Source organism: Micromonospora violae, from assembly GCF_004217135.1.
Lineage (GTDB): Bacteria > Actinomycetota > Actinomycetes > Mycobacteriales > Micromonosporaceae > Micromonospora > Micromonospora violae.
Window position 1 is genome coordinate 5271251 of sequence record NZ_SHKK01000001.1, and the last position, 16682, is coordinate 5287932.

17 protein-coding genes are annotated in these 16682 nt (G+C 72.8%); 6 read left to right on the forward strand and 11 right to left on the reverse strand.

Going from position 1 to position 16682, the window contains the following annotated elements; genetic code table 11:
• Positions 1-176 precede the first annotated feature (176 nt).
• Positions 177-1373 (reverse strand): fumarylacetoacetase, encoded by a 1197-nt coding sequence (gene fahA / locus EV382_RS23635; RefSeq protein WP_130405277.1) that lies wholly within the window; start codon positions 1371-1373, stop codon positions 177-179.
• Positions 1370-2239, reverse strand: coding sequence for a hypothetical protein (locus EV382_RS23640; RefSeq protein ID WP_130405279.1), 870 nt, complete (start codon positions 2237-2239; stop codon positions 1370-1372). Before EV382_RS23640 ends, fahA begins: the two co-directional genes overlap by 4 nt.
• A gap of 94 nt (positions 2240-2333) precedes the next feature.
• On the opposite strand from EV382_RS23640, the gene EV382_RS23645 reads away from it, so the two are divergent.
• Positions 2334-3500: a homogentisate 1,2-dioxygenase gene (locus EV382_RS23645; RefSeq protein ID WP_130405281.1), complete on the forward strand. Its 1167-nt coding sequence runs from the start codon at positions 2334-2336 to the stop codon at positions 3498-3500.
• 123 nt (positions 3501-3623) lie between these two features.
• Here the strand turns inward: EV382_RS23645 and EV382_RS23650 are convergent, their stop codons facing one another.
• Genes EV382_RS23650 through EV382_RS23665 form a run of 4 tightly spaced genes read right to left on the reverse strand, consistent with a single transcriptional unit; the run spans position 3624 to position 6402 of the window.
• Positions 3624-4655, reverse strand: coding sequence for a tetratricopeptide repeat protein (locus EV382_RS23650; RefSeq protein ID WP_130405283.1), 1032 nt, complete (start codon positions 4653-4655; stop codon positions 3624-3626).
• A 10-nt stretch (positions 4656-4665) separates the two neighbouring features.
• Positions 4666-5148 (reverse strand): 2-C-methyl-D-erythritol 2,4-cyclodiphosphate synthase, encoded by a 483-nt coding sequence (ispF, locus tag EV382_RS23655; protein WP_130405285.1) that lies wholly within the window; start codon positions 5146-5148, stop codon positions 4666-4668.
• Between the two features lie 16 nt (positions 5149-5164).
• Positions 5165-5860 (reverse strand): 2-C-methyl-D-erythritol 4-phosphate cytidylyltransferase, encoded by a 696-nt coding sequence (gene ispD / locus EV382_RS23660; RefSeq protein ID WP_130405287.1) that lies wholly within the window; start codon positions 5858-5860, stop codon positions 5165-5167.
• A gap of 56 nt (positions 5861-5916) precedes the next feature.
• Complete coding sequence (locus tag EV382_RS23665) at positions 5917-6402, reverse strand: CarD family transcriptional regulator (RefSeq protein WP_007073334.1); 486 nt, start codon at positions 6400-6402, stop codon at positions 5917-5919.
• A gap of 328 nt (positions 6403-6730) precedes the next feature.
• On the opposite strand from EV382_RS23665, the gene EV382_RS23670 reads away from it, so the two are divergent.
• Positions 6731-7423, forward strand: a complete 693-nt coding sequence (locus tag EV382_RS23670; protein ID WP_130405289.1) for a hypothetical protein — start codon at positions 6731-6733, stop codon at positions 7421-7423.
• Between the two features lie 9 nt (positions 7424-7432).
• Here EV382_RS23670 and EV382_RS23675 read toward each other — a convergent pair whose 3' ends face one another.
• From EV382_RS23675 to EV382_RS23690, 4 genes are all read right to left on the reverse strand, one after another.
• Complete coding sequence (locus EV382_RS23675) at positions 7433-8071, reverse strand: hypothetical protein (protein WP_130405291.1); 639 nt, start codon at positions 8069-8071, stop codon at positions 7433-7435.
• Positions 8072-8104: 33 nt separating this feature from the next.
• On the reverse strand, positions 8105-9154 hold the full coding sequence (locus tag EV382_RS23680) for a type III polyketide synthase (protein ID WP_130405293.1): 1050 nt from the start codon (positions 9152-9154) through the stop codon (positions 8105-8107).
• 94 nt (positions 9155-9248) lie between these two features.
• The gene (locus tag EV382_RS23685; protein ID WP_130405295.1) at positions 9249-10415 is read right to left on the reverse strand and encodes an acyl-CoA dehydrogenase family protein; all 1167 of its coding nucleotides are present in this window, start codon (positions 10413-10415) and stop codon (positions 9249-9251) included.
• A gap of 40 nt (positions 10416-10455) precedes the next feature.
• Entirely contained in the window at positions 10456-11229 is a 774-nt protein-coding gene (locus EV382_RS23690) for a methyltransferase domain-containing protein (RefSeq protein WP_130405297.1), read from the reverse strand.
• A gap of 46 nt (positions 11230-11275) precedes the next feature.
• On the opposite strand from EV382_RS23690, the gene EV382_RS23695 reads away from it, so the two are divergent.
• The 4 genes from EV382_RS23695 (at position 11276) to disA (ending at position 15870) form a co-directional block, all read left to right on the forward strand.
• On the forward strand, positions 11276-12115 hold the full coding sequence (locus tag EV382_RS23695; protein WP_244236799.1) for a UbiA family prenyltransferase: 840 nt from the start codon (positions 11276-11278) through the stop codon (positions 12113-12115).
• Positions 12116-12255: 140 nt separating this feature from the next.
• Positions 12256-13011 (forward strand): hypothetical protein, encoded by a 756-nt coding sequence (locus EV382_RS23700; RefSeq protein ID WP_130405301.1) that lies wholly within the window; start codon positions 12256-12258, stop codon positions 13009-13011.
• Positions 13012-13096: 85 nt separating this feature from the next.
• Positions 13097-14554 carry a DNA repair protein RadA gene (radA, locus tag EV382_RS23705; RefSeq protein ID WP_130405303.1) on the forward strand — a complete coding sequence of 486 codons (1458 nt, stop codon included), beginning with the start codon at positions 13097-13099 and terminating at the stop codon, positions 14552-14554.
• A gap of 131 nt (positions 14555-14685) precedes the next feature.
• Positions 14686-15870 carry a DNA integrity scanning diadenylate cyclase DisA gene (disA, locus tag EV382_RS23710; protein WP_130405305.1) on the forward strand — a complete coding sequence of 395 codons (1185 nt, stop codon included), beginning with the start codon at positions 14686-14688 and terminating at the stop codon, positions 15868-15870.
• A gap of 27 nt (positions 15871-15897) precedes the next feature.
• Here the strand turns inward: disA and EV382_RS23715 are convergent, their stop codons facing one another.
• The gene (locus tag EV382_RS23715; RefSeq protein WP_130405307.1) at positions 15898-16614 is read right to left on the reverse strand and encodes a hypothetical protein; all 717 of its coding nucleotides are present in this window, start codon (positions 16612-16614) and stop codon (positions 15898-15900) included.
• Between the last annotated feature and the right edge of the window lie 68 nt (positions 16615-16682).

Genomic DNA, 16682 nt, shown 5'->3' on the forward strand with positions numbered 1-16682 from the left:
CGTCGTTACCTCCGTGTGCGTCGGGATGCCCCACCGCTGTTGAGCCGGGCGGAACCCGGCTCGGATTGCGCGGTGTGGCAACGGAATCCGGACGATCAACGGGTCAACCAGGGCCGGCGGTCGCACAGCCGGTGCGATCACAGGTCCCGTGCACGAGACGGACGGCGGGTGCCCGCTCAGCGGGCCGGACGAACCGTGCCGGACACTTCACCGAGGGCGATGGTGGTGCCGTCCGGGCCGGGGGCGGTGGCCGTGATGGTCACCGTGTCACCGTCGTCGAGGAAGGTGCGGCTCTCGTCGCCGACCTTGACCGGTTCGGCCCCTCCCCAGGTCAGCTCCAGGAAGGATCCGACCTGCCCCCGGTCCGGGCCGGAGACGGTGCCGGAGGCGTACAGGTCACCGGTACGCAGGGACGCGCCGTTGACGGTGAGGTGCGCCAACTGCTGTGCGGGAGTCCAGTACATGGTGGCGAACGGGGGCTCGCTGACCCGCTCGCCGTTCCACTCGACCGCGAGGCGCAGGTCCAGGCCCAGGTGCGGCACGTCCCGCAGGTAGTCGACCACCGGCGGGTCCTGGTCGGGGGCGGGCACGAACGCGTCGGCGAGCGCGTCCAGCGGTGTCACCCAGGCCGAGACCGAGGTGGCGAACGACTTGCCGAGGAACGGGCCGAGCGGCTGGTACTCCCAGGCCTGGATGTCCCGGGCCGACCAGTCGTTGACCAGCACCACCCCGAAGACGTGCTCGGCGAAGTCCTGCACGGACACCCGGTCGCCCAACGCGCTGGGTACGCCCACCACGAAACCGACCTCGGCCTCGATGTCGAGGCGTACCGATGGGCCGGTGACCGGACCCTCGGCGGAGGCCCGCTGCCCGGTCGGCCGGGTCACCGGCGTGCCGGAGACGACCACCGTGCCGGCCCGGCCGTGGTAGCCGATCGGCAGGTGCTTCCAGTTGGGCAGCAGCGGCGGCTGGCCGGGGCGGAAGATCTGCCCGACGTTCGCCGCGTGGTGCTCGGAGGAGTAGAAGTCGACGTAGTCCGCCACCTCGAAGGGGAGCAGCAGCTCGACGTCGGCGAGGGGCACCAGCAGCGGTTCCACCGCGGCACGGTGCGCCGGGTCGGTCAGCAGCTCGGTGATCCGCTGCCGCACGGCCGTCCACTGCGGACGACCCAGCGCCATGAAGTCGTTGAGCACGGGCCGGCACAGCGTGCCGGCGGCCAAGACCAGATCGGCGGTCTCGGCTGCGGCGAGGTCGAAGACCCAGGACCCGATCCGTACGCCGATCCGCGCCGGACCCCCGTCTCGCCGGAACACCCCGTACGGCAGGTTCGTCACCCCGTACGGCGAACCGTCGGCGCCGGTCACCCAGGTCATGCGTCGTAGCCCCCGTTCACCAGCCCAAGCCGGATCAAATCGGTCAGTGGTTCCAGGATGCTGCACGAGCCGAAGCCCACCCACAGCGGCCGGGGCGCGTCCAGCCGGGCCGTCGTGCGCTCCACCAGCGGACGCGGATCGACCACGGTCAGCAGCTCGGCGACCGGGCGCACACCGTCGCCGTCAGCGGCGGCCAGGGTCGCGGCCAGCACGTTGGCGTAGCCGTGGTGGGTGAACCCGGTCGTCGGGTCCAGGTGTCGGATCGCCTGGTGCAGCCCGGCGGTGAGCTTGAACGGTAGGCCCCGGTCCCGGCAGGCGCAGATCACAGCGGCCAGCTCGGTCGGCGTGGGGAAGAGTTCGGCGGCCAGGCCGCCGGTGCGGAACTTGGCCGCGATCGGCACCCCGTCGGCCCGCGCGGCGACGAGCGCGTCCAGCGCGCCCATCAGCCCGAAGGTCAGCGGCAGCTCGGCGTAGATGGCCTCCACACCCGGTAGCGAGTCGGTCAGCCGCAGCAACTCGGCGATGCCGGGCAGCGGGTCCTCACCGCGCTTGGCGACCGCCACCTCGACCTGACGCGCGGTGACGCCGTCCGGGGCGAGGAACGACAGCGCGTACGGCAGGCGCCCGATCCCGGTGTCACCGATGACGCCGACCACCAGGCCCTCACCCGGGTCGACGAGGCCGCTCAGCGCACCGGCGGCCACGTCCGAGGCGGGGATCAGCAGCGGGCCGACCAGGTCGGCGTACCAGGCGGTGCGGTGCTGGCGGTGGGCGGCCAGGGCCTCGTGCAGCGCGGCGCTGCCCGGTGGGAAGACAGCGGCGTCGTCCACCAGGCCGTGGAGGAGGGCGGGCACCTGCGTTGACACGGAACAAGAATGTACGGGACGCTACGAGGAACGGACAACAGCGTCCGATTATCGGACGCTCCCGGCCGGTGCACGGGACATATCGGGAGGCGAGATGCCGTACTACCGCAGCGTCGGCGAGGTGCCGCGCAAGCGCCACACCCAGTTCCGGCAGCCCGACGGCAGCCTCTACGCCGAGGAGCTGATGGGCCAGGAGGGCTTCTCCTCCGACTCGTCCCTGCTCTACCACCGGCACGCGCCCACCGCGATCCTGGCCGCCGACGAGTTCACCCCACCCGCCTTCACCCGGGTGCCGAACCTGCCGCTCAAGCCCCGCCACCTGCGCACCCACAAACTGGACACCGGCGGCTGCGACCCCATCCTCGGCCGGCAGTACCTGCTCGCCAACGACGACGTACGGATCGGCTACGTCCTCGCCGACCAGCCCTCACCCCTGTTCCGCGACGCCACCGGCGACCACTGCCTCTACGTCGAGTCGGGCACCCTGCGGGTCGAGTCCCCGTTCGGGGTGCTGGACGCGGTGGCCGGGGACTACATCGTCATCCCCACGTCGACCATCCACCGGCTGGTGCCCACCGGCGACCAGCCCGTACGACTGCTCGCCGTCGAGGCGTCCGGGCACATCGGCCCACCCAAGCGCTACCTCTCCGTACGCGGCCAGTTCCTGGAGCACTCGCCGTACTGCGAACGGGACGTCCGCGGGCCCGACGCCCCGCTGCTGGTCGACGGCGAGGAGGTCGAGGTGCTGGTCCGGCACCGGCGCGGATGGACCCGTCACGTCTACGCCCACCACCCGTTCGACGTGGTCGGCTGGGACGGCCACCTCTACCCGTGGGCGTTCTCCATCCACGACTTCGAGCCGATCACCGGCCGCATCCACCAGCCCCCGCCGGTGCACCAGACCTTCCAGGGGCCCAACTTCGTCATCTGCTCGTTCGTGCCCCGCAAGGTCGACTACCACCCGCAGTCGATCCCGGTGCCGTACAACCACCACAACGTCGACTCCGACGAGATGCTCTTCTACACCGGGGGCAACTACGAGGCGCGGCGCGGCTCCGGCATCGAGCAGGGCTCGATCTCGCTGCACCCGTCCGGCTTCACCCACGGCCCCCAGCCGGGCGCCGCCGAGCGTTCGATCGGCGCGGACTACTTCGACGAACTGGCCGTCATGGTCGACACCTTCCGACCGCTGGATCTCTGCGACGCCGCCAGCGCCTGCGAAGACGAGGGATACGCCTGGACGTGGGCGCGTTCTGTGTAGTCGGCCTTGGGGGTTTCGCCGGAGCCCGACCCGCTCTGGGCGGTCAGGCTTGATCCCGACGCGGGTCGGGCTCCGGCGAAACCCTGACGTGGTCGAGCCACACGACGCTTGTTGATCTTGATGTCACGGGCGGATCGCGGTACGCGTGAAGACGGCGAACTCGGCTACCGCTGTTACGGCGATGGCCAGCACCAGGGGCCACGGGGAGCCGACCATGGCGTACACCAGCAGCAGCAGCGGCGCGGCGGCCACCGCGTAGACGGCCAGTGCCATCGCGCGGTCGGCGTGCAGCAGGGCGGGCAGGACGGTCCGGGTCAGCCCCGGCAGCCGGGCCCCGAGCTGCCAGACGACGATCCCGCCGGTGAGCGCGGCGAGCACCGCCAGGACGCGGGAGAATCCGCCGCTCGCCGACGCCGCGAACGCGATCAGCACCGCCGCCACCAGCGACCAACCCGCGCCGTAGAGCACCAGGCGGTGCAGCCCGTACGCGAGGGTCCGCGGCGATTCGATCCGGCGCGGGCTGACCGTCACCGCCTCGGCGATGTGTTCCAACGCCTCCGACCAGCGGCGCTGCTCCAGCCGCATGACCCCCACGTCGTGGCCGGCCTCGCCGATCCGGGGGTCGAGTCGCAGCGCCTCGCGGTAGGCCCGCTCCGCCAGGTCGAACAGGTCCAGGCGGGCGGCGACCAGGCTGAGCACCAGGTGCGCCTGCGGCTCCTGGGGGGCGAGTTCGACACCCCGCCAGGCCGCGTTCAGCGCCGGCTGACCGTTGCGGGCGCCGGCCAGGATCGCCGCCGCGCTCCACTGGGCGTACGCGTCGGTCGGGCCGAGGGCGAGGATCCGGTCGGCGGTTGCCGCCGCCTCGGTGTAGCGCTCCAGGTCGGCCAGCGCCATGCCCCTGGCGACCAGCGGCGGCAGGGCCTCCGGTGCGGCGGTCACTGCCGTGTCGGCGGCGGTGAGCGCCTCAGCCGGGCGGTCGGCGGCCAGATGCACCCGGGCCAGCATGGTGAGCGCGTCCACGTCATTCGGCTGGAGGGCCAGCCCGTGGGCCAGCTCGTCGGCCGCCTCGTCGTAGCGGCCGAGCTCGGCGAGGAGTTGGGCCCGCTGGACGTAACCGTCGGCGGCGGACTGGTCGGGGGCGGGATCGCTGGACATCGCGGCGAGCTTAGGCGGCCGGCGCGTCGTACACCAGGGCCACCGCGACCCCGGCCAACCCTTCCTCGCGGCCGGCGAAGCCCAGCCCGTCGGTGGTCGCCGCCGAAACGGTGACCGGCGCGCCGACGGCTGCGGAGAGGACCTCCTGCGCCTCCGCACGACGCCGGCCGATCTTGGGGCGATTGCCGATGACCTGCACAGACACGTTGCCGATCTCCAGGCCGGCGGCCCGCACCCGGCGGGCCGTCTCGGTCAGCAGCGCCACCCCGGACGCGCCGGCCCACTCCGGCTGGTCCACCCCGAAGGCGGAACCGAGATCACCGAGACCGGCGGCGGAGAGCAACGCGTTGCAGGCGGCGTGCGCGACCACGTCAGCATCCGAGTGCCCGGCGAGGCCGTCCTGGTCGGGCCAGAGCAGCCCAGCCACCCAGCAGGGCCGGCCCGGCTCGAAGGCGTGCACGTCGGTGCCGATGGCCACCCGGGGAACGATCATGACCAGAGGGTACGCGTCAACCACCGGCGGCGAGCAGATGCTCCGCCAGAGCCAGGTCGAACGGTCGGGTGATTTTCAGGGCGTACTCCGAGCCGGGCACGCAGCTCACCGCGACGCCCTGCTTCTCGACCAGCCCGGCGTCGTCGGTCAGGGGGTCACCGGCGGCGGCGTGTGCCGCGCTGAGCACAGCTCGACGGAAACCCTGCGGGGTCTGCACCGCGCGCAGGGCGGAACGGTCGACGGTGCCGAGCACCACCTCGCCGGCGTCGACTTCCTTGATCGTGTCGACGACCGGCAGGACCGGAATCACCGCGTCCCGCCCGTCCCGGACCGCCGCCGCGACGGATTCGACCAGCTCAGGCGGCGTGAGTGCCCGAGCGGCATCGTGCACCAGGACGATCGTCGGGCCGGCGGGAACCGCGGCCAGCGCGGCGGCGACCGACGCCTGCCGTTCCGCACCGCCCGGCACCACGATCACCGGCGCGACCGGGGCCAACAACTCACGGACGGCCTGCACCTCGGCGACCGGCGCGGCCACCACGATGGTGTGCACGGAGGGCGCGGCGGCCAGTCGACGCACGGCATGCACCAACAGCGGCTCACCGGCGAGCAGGCGCAGCGCCTTGGGTCGGCCGGGGCCGAGCCGTACGCCGGCACCCGCCGCAGGCACAAGGACCGCGACGTCACCGCGCGGATTGAGCTGCGCGGTCACGTCGCGGTCCTCGGTGGTTTCTTCACTACGAAGTGGGTACGACGATGCTGTGCGGACTAGGCCTCGGTGAGAACCTTGTCGAGCAGCGTCTCCGCCTCATCCTTGGTGCTCTTCTCGGCCAGCGCGACCTCGCCGACGAGAATGTCGCGGGCCTTGGCGAGCATCCGCTTCTCGCCCGCGGAGAGGCCCCGCTCCCGCTCCCGACGCCACAGGTCACGCACGACCTCGGCGACCTTCAGCGGGTTGCCGGAAGCCAGCTTTTCCAGATTGGCCTTGTAACGCCGCGACCAGTTGGTCGGCTCCTCGGTGTGCGGAGCCCGCAGAACGTCGAAGACCTTGCCGAGGCCCTCTTCGCCGACCACCTCACGCACGCCCACGATCTCGGCGTTCTCGGCCGGCACCCGGACCGTCAGGTCACCCTGCGCGACCCTCAGGACGAGGTACTGCTTAGGCTCGCCCTTGATGACCCGAGTCTCGATTGCCTCGATGAGTGCGGCCCCGTGGTGGGGGTAAACAACGGTCTCGCCGACACTGAAAACCATAGGTTCGAAACCCCTTTCGCTGTGTCTAGGGTAACACGCTCAGGCACCGATGTCTCACCGATGTCCTGACCGTTGGCGCAGCTCAGGGGCCCTGTGAGAGGTCTTGCTTCAGCTTGACAGGCGGTCAAACCGATGGTTCGAACACGCTCCGTAACGCACAAATGACTGCCCGGTACGGGTGAACAGAACGTCGAGATCAAGGGCTATGCGCTCCTCCATGGTAGCCCGGCCAGCCGGACCGCGCCCAGATGTAGCGGGAGGAGCCCCCGGTGCGCGACCCTGGAGACCGAGCCGCACTCCGCTCTCGAGACGCTTCCAGGAGGGTCCGATGGGCAAGCCGGACGCCGAGGGGCACGGGCCAGCCGACGGCCTGCCCGGCCTGCCGCCCGAATGGGGCCGCGTGGTGGTTCCCGACGACGCGTCCGCGCTCGCCGCCGAGGCCGCCCAGGTCCGCCGTGAGCTACGCCGTGCCAGCGGCCGCCCCGGCGACCACCGGGCTCTGGGTCTGCCGCTGCTGGTCCTGCTGGTGGCGATCCTCACCATGCTGGCCGGCCTGCTGGTGGTCACCTGGCCCCGCGCCAACCGCGGCACCGACCGGCCGACCCCGGCCCCCTACGCGCCACCCGCGACCCTCGCCGGTCGGGCCCTGCCCGCCCTGGACCTGGTCGACCCGGACGACGAGCCCGTGCCGCTGCGCGGCCTGCTACCCGCCATGATCATTCTGCTGGACGGCTGCCCCTGCCCGGACCGGATCACCGACGCCCTGGCGGCCGCGCCCGCCGGTGTCTCCGTGGTCACCGTCACCGCCGGACGGACCGCCTCGACGGGGCCCACCGCCCAGGGGCAGGCCCGCGCCCTGGCCGACCCGGCCGGCGGGCTGCGCGCGTTCCTGCGCCAACCGGCCCGACCCGGCACCGCGACCGCCCTACTGGTCGACCGGACCGGCACAGTGACCCGGGTGCTGCCCGAACTAGGAACAATCGAGTCCTACCGGAGCGACCTGAGCGCCCTGGCCGGCTGACCGGAGCGCCTACCGGGGCAGCGCGACGAGCTGCGCCTGGACGTCGATGGGCCCGTCGACGGCCGACAGCGACACCCGGAACGGCCCGGCACCGGGCAGCACCTCGGCATTGGCGATCATGCCGTCGCAGTCGACACGAGGCGGGCCGGCGATCTCGGCCCCGGTGCTCGTCACCACCATCGTGCCGGGCCGGGTGCACCGGTACTGGAGCAGGTAGCGGGCACCACCGTTGCCGGCCTGCCGGGTCAACCCCTGACCGGGATCGAGGCTCCGCCCCTCCCGCCAGATCGTCTCGTGGAACGAGGGCAGGTCACCCGTGGGGAAGAGCACGTCAGGATCGCCCTCGATGTCGGCGATCAGGCCCGTAGCCGGGTCGAGCACCGCCGTCGGGCCGCGCCGCACCCGGGTGACCTCGCCGGTCTCCGAATCCACCCGGATGGTCACCCGCTCATTGGGCTCCGCCCGCGCCAGGACCCGCTCGATCGGGGTGCTGACGCTCTGCTCGGCACTCGGCGACGGAGAAGCAGCCGACCCGGTCGTCGACGCGGGCGCGGCAGAGCGCCACCACCAGCCGCCGACGGCCAGGACGACCACGGCGGCACCACACAGAACCGCCGAGCGCAGCCGGTCGTCCGCCGTCGCATCCACCCCCAGAGCGTACCGGCCGAACGATGGGGGGGTTCAGTCCTGTCGATCGAGCAGGGCCGCGTACAGGGTGAGACCGGGGCCGAAGGCCAGCATGACGATGCGCCGGGCCGCCGGTGTCGCCCGACCCAGCCGGTCCAGGATCAGCAGCACCGTGGGCGACGAGCAGTTGCCGTGCTCGTCCAGCGTCGCCCGGGACGCCGCCAGCCCCAACGGCGGCAACGCCAACTCCCGCTCGACCACGTTGAGGATCCGCGGCCCGCCCGGGTGCACCGCCCAACCGTCCACCTCGGAGCTGGCGACGCCGTGCCGGGCCAACAGGTCATCGACCAGCCCACGGACGTGTCTCGACAACACCTGCGGCACCTTCGGCGACAGCCCCATCCGGAACCCCGCGTCGGTGACGTCCCAGGTCATGTGGTCGGCGGTCGACGTATCGGTGACCGCGGTGACCTCGCGCACCGCGTACCCCTTGCCGCCCGGCGCGACCACGGCGGCGACCGCGGCATCCGAGAAGAGCGCGTGCGAGACGATCTGCTGGGTGTCCACCCGGGCGCTGGACGGCTGAATGTGCAGGCTGGTCAGCTCCGCGCAGAGCAACAGCGCCGGACGCCCTCGGGCGGTGACGAAGTCACTCGCCGCGCCGAGCCCCGGCAACGCCGCGTAACAACCCATGTGGCCGATGAACATCCGCTGGGTGTCCGGGGCCATGCCCAGGTCCCGGGCGAGCAGGATGTCCAACCCCGGGGTGGCGTACCCGGTGCAGGAGCAGACGATGAACAGCCCGATGTCGCCAGCGCTCAGCCCGGCGGCGGTCAACGCGCGACCCACCGCCTCCTTGCCCAACGGCAGCGCCTCCACCTGGTAGCGGCGCATCCGGCGCTCGGTCGGCCAGTCCGAGACGTCCTCCAGCAGCGGGTTGACCGCGGCCTGCCGCCGGGTCACCCCCGAGTTGGCGAAGATCCGCTGGGCCAACGACCGGGTGGTGCCGGAGAAGTGCCGGGAGAAGAAGCCCTCCCACAACTCATCCTGCGAGGCGGACGGCGGCTGCGCAGTCCCGAGCCCCGCGATCACTGGTACGGACACGATCCCCACCTCTCGTCAGATGCTGTCCTCCCCCTGGCCGTTCCTTCAGCCGCCACGGCCGGCCGCAATGTCGTGCGAGTCCGGTGCGGCGGGCTCACCAACGCGGTGCCGATCCGTCACGATCCGGGTCGCCGCCCAGCGCGGCGATGCCGAGCCAGTCGGCGCAGACATCCGACGTGGCCGGGTGCAGTGAGCCACAGCGGGCGTCGCGGTAGAGCCGCTCCAGCGGATGACCACGGCGGGTCGCCGAGGTGCCCGCCGCCTCCAGCACCGACGCCGCCACCTCGGCGGCCGTGGTGCCGGCGAGCAGCTTCGCCCGCCACACCCAACGGTTGGTCTCCTCGTCACCGGGCGCCTCGTCCACCCGGCGGGCCGCCTCCGCGACCACCAGCTGCGCGGCGGCCGTCGCCGCGTCCGCCCGTCCCAGCCGGGCCCGCACCGCCGGCAGACCGGCCAGGTTGCGGGCGTTGAGGTGCTCGGCCGCCGCGTCGATCGCCGCCCGCGCGACCCCCACGTAGACGGCCGCGTAGCTGGCCACCAACCAGTGCGGCATCAGTTGGGCGACCACCAACGCCAACCCCTCCACCCCGCCGAGCAGCCGGTCGGCGGGGACGCTGACGTCCAGGTGCAGGTCGTGCGAGGATGTGGCGCGCATGCCGAGCGAATCCCAGGTCGGCTCCACGGTCAGCCCGTCACCGGCCGGCACCAGGAACTGTGAGACCACCGACTGGTCGGCCGCGCTGCGCGCCGCCACCAGGTAGCCGTCCGCGTGCCCGGCGCCGGAGCAGAAGGTCTTGCTGCCCTTGAGATGCCAACCCTCGTCGGTCGCCTCGTACGCCGTGGTCAGCTGGGACAGCCGCGCGCCCGCGCCACGTTCGCTCATCGCGACCGCGTACCAGGAGCCCTGCGCCGCCGCGCGGAGCAGCCGGTCGCGGGCGGCCAGCGCCTCGGCCGGTATGCCCAGCGCCTCGGCCAACTCCTCGGTGACCGCGCCCAGCGCCCCGGTCACCGAGGCGTGCATGTTGAACACCAGGGCCGTCGCGCCGTTGCCCCGGGCAAGCTCAGTGGCCACCGCCGCGTACTCGGCGAAGGTCGCACCCAGGCCGCCGAGCGCCCGCGGCACCATCAGCCCGAACAGGCCGGCCTCTCGCAGGTCGGCGAAGTCGTCCACAGGGAAGGAACCGTCCCGGTCGTGTTCGGCCGCCCGCGCGGCGAACCGCGGTGCCAACCGGCGTGCTGCCTCAAGCGCGTGCACCGTCATCTCGTTCCTCCTCGGCGTTCCATACCCCGCCCCGGCCCGACTATCCTTTGCGGACCCCCCGGCCCTGGTAGAGCACGGCGGTGGATCGGGTCGGCACGATGCGCGGCGCACGGCCGGCGGCCACCACACCGGGCGTCCGGCTCGCACGGGCACGGCGCAGCAGCCAGGCGAGCACGCCGCCGACCTGCGGACGGATGCCTCGCAACCGCAGCTCGACACCGTGCCGGGCGCACTCCGCCACCAGCGCCCGCGCGTCCACGAACAACCGAGGGTCGTGGATGCCGCGCGGCACCGTCGGCAGCCGCTCGGCGAGCCGGACCGCGACGAGCCGGGCGAGCGCCGTGTCGTTCAGGGTGTCCAGCACCAGCACCCCACCGGGGCGCAGCAGGCGACACGCCTCGGCCACCGCGCGCGGCCAGTCCGGCACGTGTTCCAGCAACTCGCCTGCGGAGACCACGTCGGCGCAGCCGTCGGGCAGCGGGACCGCTGTGGCATCGCCCTGGACCACCCGCACCCCGTGCTCGGCCGCCTGGACGAGTGCCGAGCGCGTCAGATCGACCCCGACGTGGTGGTAGCCCTTACCGGCCAGGTGTGGCGCGAGCAGGCCGGCGCCGCAGCCCAGATCGACAAGCAGCGCGTCCGGCCGGGTGGCCGGCGGCACCAGCGCCGCGCGGGCCTCCGCCAGCCAGTGCAGCATCGCGAACGCGCCATCCGGTCGCCACCACTCACCGGCCAGATCGTCGTACTGGCGCGGATCGTTTCGCGGCAGCACCCTCGGACCGGTGGACGCCCCGGCCGCAGCCACGTCTCGCATGGAACCGAGCGTGGCACGACTGCTCGGTAACGACCAGACTTCCCTTATGTCGTCGAGGGTGTTAGGGCTGGTCAGAGCGAGCCATCCGGAACCGGGCGCAGCGGTGACCACGGTGGCCGGTCTGCTGGCCTGGGGCGTGGGCCACCGTCCGGCCGGGATCGTGTCGGTGGTGCTCGCCGTGCTGGCCAGCCAGCTCTCCGTCGGCTGGACCAACGACGCGCTGGACGCCGAGCGGGACGCCACTGTGGGGCGTACCGACAAGCCGGTCGCCAGTGGCGCGGTCGGTCGGCGCGCCACGGCCTGGGCCGCCGCGGCGGCCGCGGTGGCCTGCCCGCTGCTGGCGCTGACCACGAACCCGGCGGCGGCGTTCTGGCTGACGCTCGCCCTGGTCTCCGCCCTGCTCTACGACTGGCCGCTGAAGGCCACCGCGTTCTCGGTGCTGCCCTACGCCGTGTCGTTCGGGGCCCTGCCCGCCTTCGTGGTCCTGGCGCTGCCCGGCCAGCCGACCCCACCCGTCTGGCTGGTGGTGGCGGCGGCCTGCCTCGGCGCCGGCGCACACTTCGCCAACGTGCTGCCCGACCTGGCCGACGACGCCCGCACCGGTGTGCGCGGGCTGCCCCACCGGCTGGGGGCCGCCGGCAGTCGGGTGGCCGCCGCCGGTCTCCTCCTCGCGGCGACCGCGACCCTGGTCCTCGGACCACCCGGCCCGCCGTCGGTCCTCGGCTGGGCGGCGGTCGCCACGGCCGCCGTGGTGCCGCCGCTGAGCTGGTACGCCGGACGCTCGGCGACCCGGGCCGGCCGGCGGCCGGTGGCGGCCTTCCGGGCGGTGATGCTGGTGGCCCTCATCGACGTGGTTCTGCTGGTGGCGAGTGGTCGGGTGGTGTGAACGCCACCCAGCCAGGTGGCATTGCCGGGTCCGCGTGCGGGCCTCGATCAGTCCCAACTACCCTGGAGCGCGGTCTGCGCGGGTATGGCCACCGTGCCCGGCGTACGGCCCGGGTGGGGATTGTGACGAGGAGGACCGACGTGACGCGCTCGATCAGAGGATCCCGGCGGGCGGCCCTGTTGCTGTCCGGGATTGCGGCGGCCAGCCTGCTGGCCTCCGGATGCGGCACCGGTCAGATCGCCGAGACCGCGTTGAAGGAGCCGTCGGTCCAGGGCGTCAACCTCACGACCGACAACGGTTCCTTCTCGGTGCGGGGCCTGCTCGTGGACTTCCCGGGCACCGAGGGTTACCGGGCCGGGCAGGACGCGGGGCTCAGCGCCGTGATCTACAACGACTCCAAGGAGACGGTGACGGTCACCGTCACCACCGAGAGCGCCCGCGAGGTGGTGATCAGCGGCGGCTCGGCGAGCCCGTCACCGACCGCCTCGGAGTCCGCCTCGATGAGCCCGTCGACCCCGCCCTCCGGTTCGGCCAGCCCGTCGGTGACGCCGTCCGAGACCGGGTCGTCCTCGGCCACCCCGTCCGCGCCGGAGTCGGCGCGGGCGTCCGGTTCGGCCAGCCCGGCCGCCCCGGGCCAGCCGGCCCGGATCGAGCTGGCGCCGTTGAGCTACATCCAGCTCAACTCGGAGGCCACCACGCAGCTCCGGCTGATCGGCCTGACCGAGGCGCTGCGCTCCGGCCAGAACGTCGTCGTGACCTTCGACTTCGGCAACGGCAACACGGTCACCGGTCAGGCGCCGGTCGCGGTGCCGCTCACCCCGGCGGCCCCGCCGTCGCCGATCATCGAGCGCGAGGGCGGCTACGAGGGCGACGAGGGCGGCACGACCCACGAGTGACCCGACCCGCACATCGACGAACGCCCCGGCGTGGTGACCACCACGCCGGGGTGTTTTCGTCGTACGCGAGGACTAGCGTCCTGATGTGACCACCTCCCGATCGACCCCCGCGCGGGGCGGCACGGCGGGTGCCGCCCGTGGTCGCTCCACCGCCCGCGAGCCGCGTCCGGCCTACCAGTGCGATGCCTGCGGGCACCAGCCGCCCAAGTGGGTGGGGCGCTGCCCGGAGTGCGGCGAGTGGGGGGCGGTGGTCGAGAGCACGGTGACCGGCCCGACCGTCTCCGGTCGGGTGGTCAGCTCCCGGATGCCGTCCGAGCCGGCCCGACCGATCGCCACCATCAGCGCCGCCCCGGCGCGGGCTCGTCCCACCGGGGTCAGCGAGCTGGACCGGGTGCTCGGCGGTGGCCTGGTCCCCGGGGCCGTGGTGTTGCTCGCCGGCGAGCCCGGGGTGGGCAAGTCGACCCTGTTGCTGGATGTGGCGCAGCAGTGGGCGGTCGGCGCCGGCAGCCCCTCGCTGGTGGTCAGCGGCGAAGAGTCGGTCAGTCAGGTGCGCCTGCGCGCCGAGCGGATGGGCACCCTGCACGAGCAGCTCTACCTCGCCGCGGAGAGCGACCTGGCCTCGGTGCTCGGTCACCTCGACGCGGTCAAGCCGGGCCTGTTGGTGCTCGACTCGGTGCAGACCATCTCGACCACCGGCACCGAGGGGGTGCCCGGTGGTGTGACCCAGGTCCGTGCGGTCACCGCCGCGCTGGTCTCGGTCGCCAAGGAGCGGGGCATCGCGACGGTGCTGGTCGGGCACGTCACCAAGGACGGCCAGGTGGCCGGGCCCCGGGTGCTGGAGCACCTGGTCGACGTGGTGCTGCACTTCGAGGGCGACAAGCACTCGTCGCTGCGCCTGGTGCGCGGCGTGAAGAACAGGTTCGGCGCAGCCGACGAGGTCGGCTGCTTCGAGATGCACGAGGGCGGCATCAGCAGCCTGGCCGACCCGTCCGGGCTGTTCCTGACCCGCTACGCGGAGCCGGTCCCGGGCACCTGCGTGACCGTGGCCATGGAGGGGCGGCGGGCCCTGGTCACCGAGGTGCAGGCGCTGATCGGCGCGACCGTGGCGGGCTCTCCCCGACGCACCGTCTCCGGCCTCGACTCGGCGCGACTGGCGATGGTGCTCGCGGTGCTGCAACGGCGCACCGAGCGGCTGACCCTGCACGACCGGGAGGTCTTCGCCGCCACCGTGGGCGGGATCCGGGTGGTGGAGCCGGCGGCCGACCTGGCGGTGGCGCTGGCGGTCGCCTCCGGCGGGCTCAACCTGGCGATCGCGCCGCACCTGGTGGCGATCGGTGAGGTGGGCCTGACCGGCGAGGTGCGCCGGGTCGGGGCGGTGCCACGTCGGCTGGCCGAAGCGGCCCGGCTGGGGTTCAAGGTGGCCCTGGTGCCGCCCGGCTGCGGCCCGGCCAGCACCGGCGCCGGCCCCGAGCAGATGCGAGTGACCGAGGTCACCGACGTCCGTTCGGCGCTGCACCATGCGGCCCGCGCGTCCGCCGAATGACCCACCGTGCCGACGCGGGCGGCGAAACCGGACAGCACGTCGCAACCGGGAAACGTTGATGAGGGCGGCATCGTGACACATCACAGTAACCACGACAGCACCCACCGCACGGCAGTCCGTAGACTGTGCCCGTGCCGATCGACCGCGATACCACCAAGCCAGCCGGCGCGCCGCCCCAGGCCCGCACCGGCGCCGTGGGCTCGCCCGCCCGCCCGATCAGCGTGAACGTGACCGTGGGAGCCGCCGGAAGCGCCGGAGATCCGCTACGGGCCAACCTCGCCCTGATGGCCCCGGGCACCGCCCTGCGCGACGGCCTGGAGCGCATCCTGCGGGGTCGCACGGGCGCGCTCATCGTGCTCGGCTACGACAAGGTGGTCGAGGGCCTGTGCACGGGCGGTTTCCCACTGGACGTCGAGTTCTCCGCGACCCGGGTGCGCGAGCTGTGCAAGATGGACGGCGCTGTCGTGCTCTCCAGCGACGGCACCAGGATCGTCCGGGCGGCCGTGCACCTGATGCCCGACCCGTCCATCCCGACCGAAGAGTCCGGCACCCGGCACCGCACCGCTGAGCGGGTCGCCCGCCAGACCGGCTATCCGGTCATTTCGGTCAGCCAGTCCATGCGGATCATCAGCCTCTACGTCAACGGCCAACGGCACGTGCTCGACGACTCGGCGGCCATCCTCTCCCGCGCCAACCAGGCGCTCGCCACCCTGGAGCGCTACAAGCTCCGGCTGGACGAGGTCTCCGGCACGCTCTCCGCCCTGGAGATCGAGGATCTGGTCACCGTACGGGACGCGGTGGCCGTGGTGCAGCGACTGGAGATGGTCCGCCGGATCGCCGACGAGATCGCCGGTTACGTGGTCGAGCTGGGCACCGACGGTCGGCTGCTGGCCCTGCAACTCGACGAGCTGATGGCCGGCGTGGACGCCGACCGGACTCTGGTCATCCGGGATTACCTCCCCGTCGGCCGCAAGTCACGCACGTTGGACGAGGCGCTCGTCGAGCTGGACCTGCTCGGCGCCACCGAGCTGATCGACCTGGTGTCGGTCGCCAAGGCGATCGGCTACCCGGCCGCGTCCGACGCGCTCGACGCCGCGGTCAGCCCACGCGGCTTCCGCCTGCTGGCCAAGGTGCCCCGGCTCCCGGTGGCGGTCGTCGATCGCCTGGTGCTGCACTTCGGCAGCCTCCAGCGCCTGCTCGGCGCGACCGTGGAGGACCTGCAGGCCGTCGAGGGGGTCGGTGACGCCCGGGCCCGTGGCGTCCGGGAGGGGCTGTCCCGGCTCGCCGAGGCATCCATCCTGGAACGCTACGTCTGACCGGGCAGCGTCACCGGCTGACCCGGCTCAGCCGGTGACGGTGAGCTTCGCCGGCTCGCTGTGCTTCGTGCCGACCCGGGCGAACACCTGGTACGACCCGATCGGTGCCAGCGGCCCGCCGGCCAGCGCACCGTCGCAGCGGCTGGTGTCCCGCCCGTTCCACGGCACCCGGTAGGAGCGCTCGAAGTTCGGCGTGAACGACTGCACGTCGGAGCCCTGAACCTTGCCGCAGGTGTCCGACGACCAGACCTTCTCGGCACCGGACTTGATGAAGATCTCCTGAAGGTCGGCACCGACGTTGCGACTGCACGTCCGGTCCGACGTGTTCTTGATCTTCAGTTGCAGCTCGACCACCGCGCCGCGCTGCACCGAGGTCGAGCTCGCCGACGAGACCACGCTGATCTCCTCGTCGGTGCAGGTGCCGTCGTCCTCCGCACCGGCCGCCGCACCCAACGGCGGTGTGTTGCTGGTGATCGCCGGGGCCGGATTCGTCGCACCCGGGTCAGCGGACGTGGATGCTGACGGAACCCCGGTCTGCGGGGTCAGCACCGGCCCGTCCGGACCCGCCGGGGCGGCGGACGTCGCCGACGGCGAACCTCCCGCCGTCGGCTTCTGTCCACCGGAACGACCCGAACCGGTGCAGGAGTAGAGCAGGACAATCAGGAACAGAAGCCCCGCTCCGAGTACGACGGCGCGACGCCGCCAATACACGGCGGGTGGCAGGGGGCCGACCGTCAGACGCATGATGCCCTCCACCGTAGCCGCGCCGTACCCGGCAGCGCGGCGCGACGCGCCGGAACCGATTCGAGGGG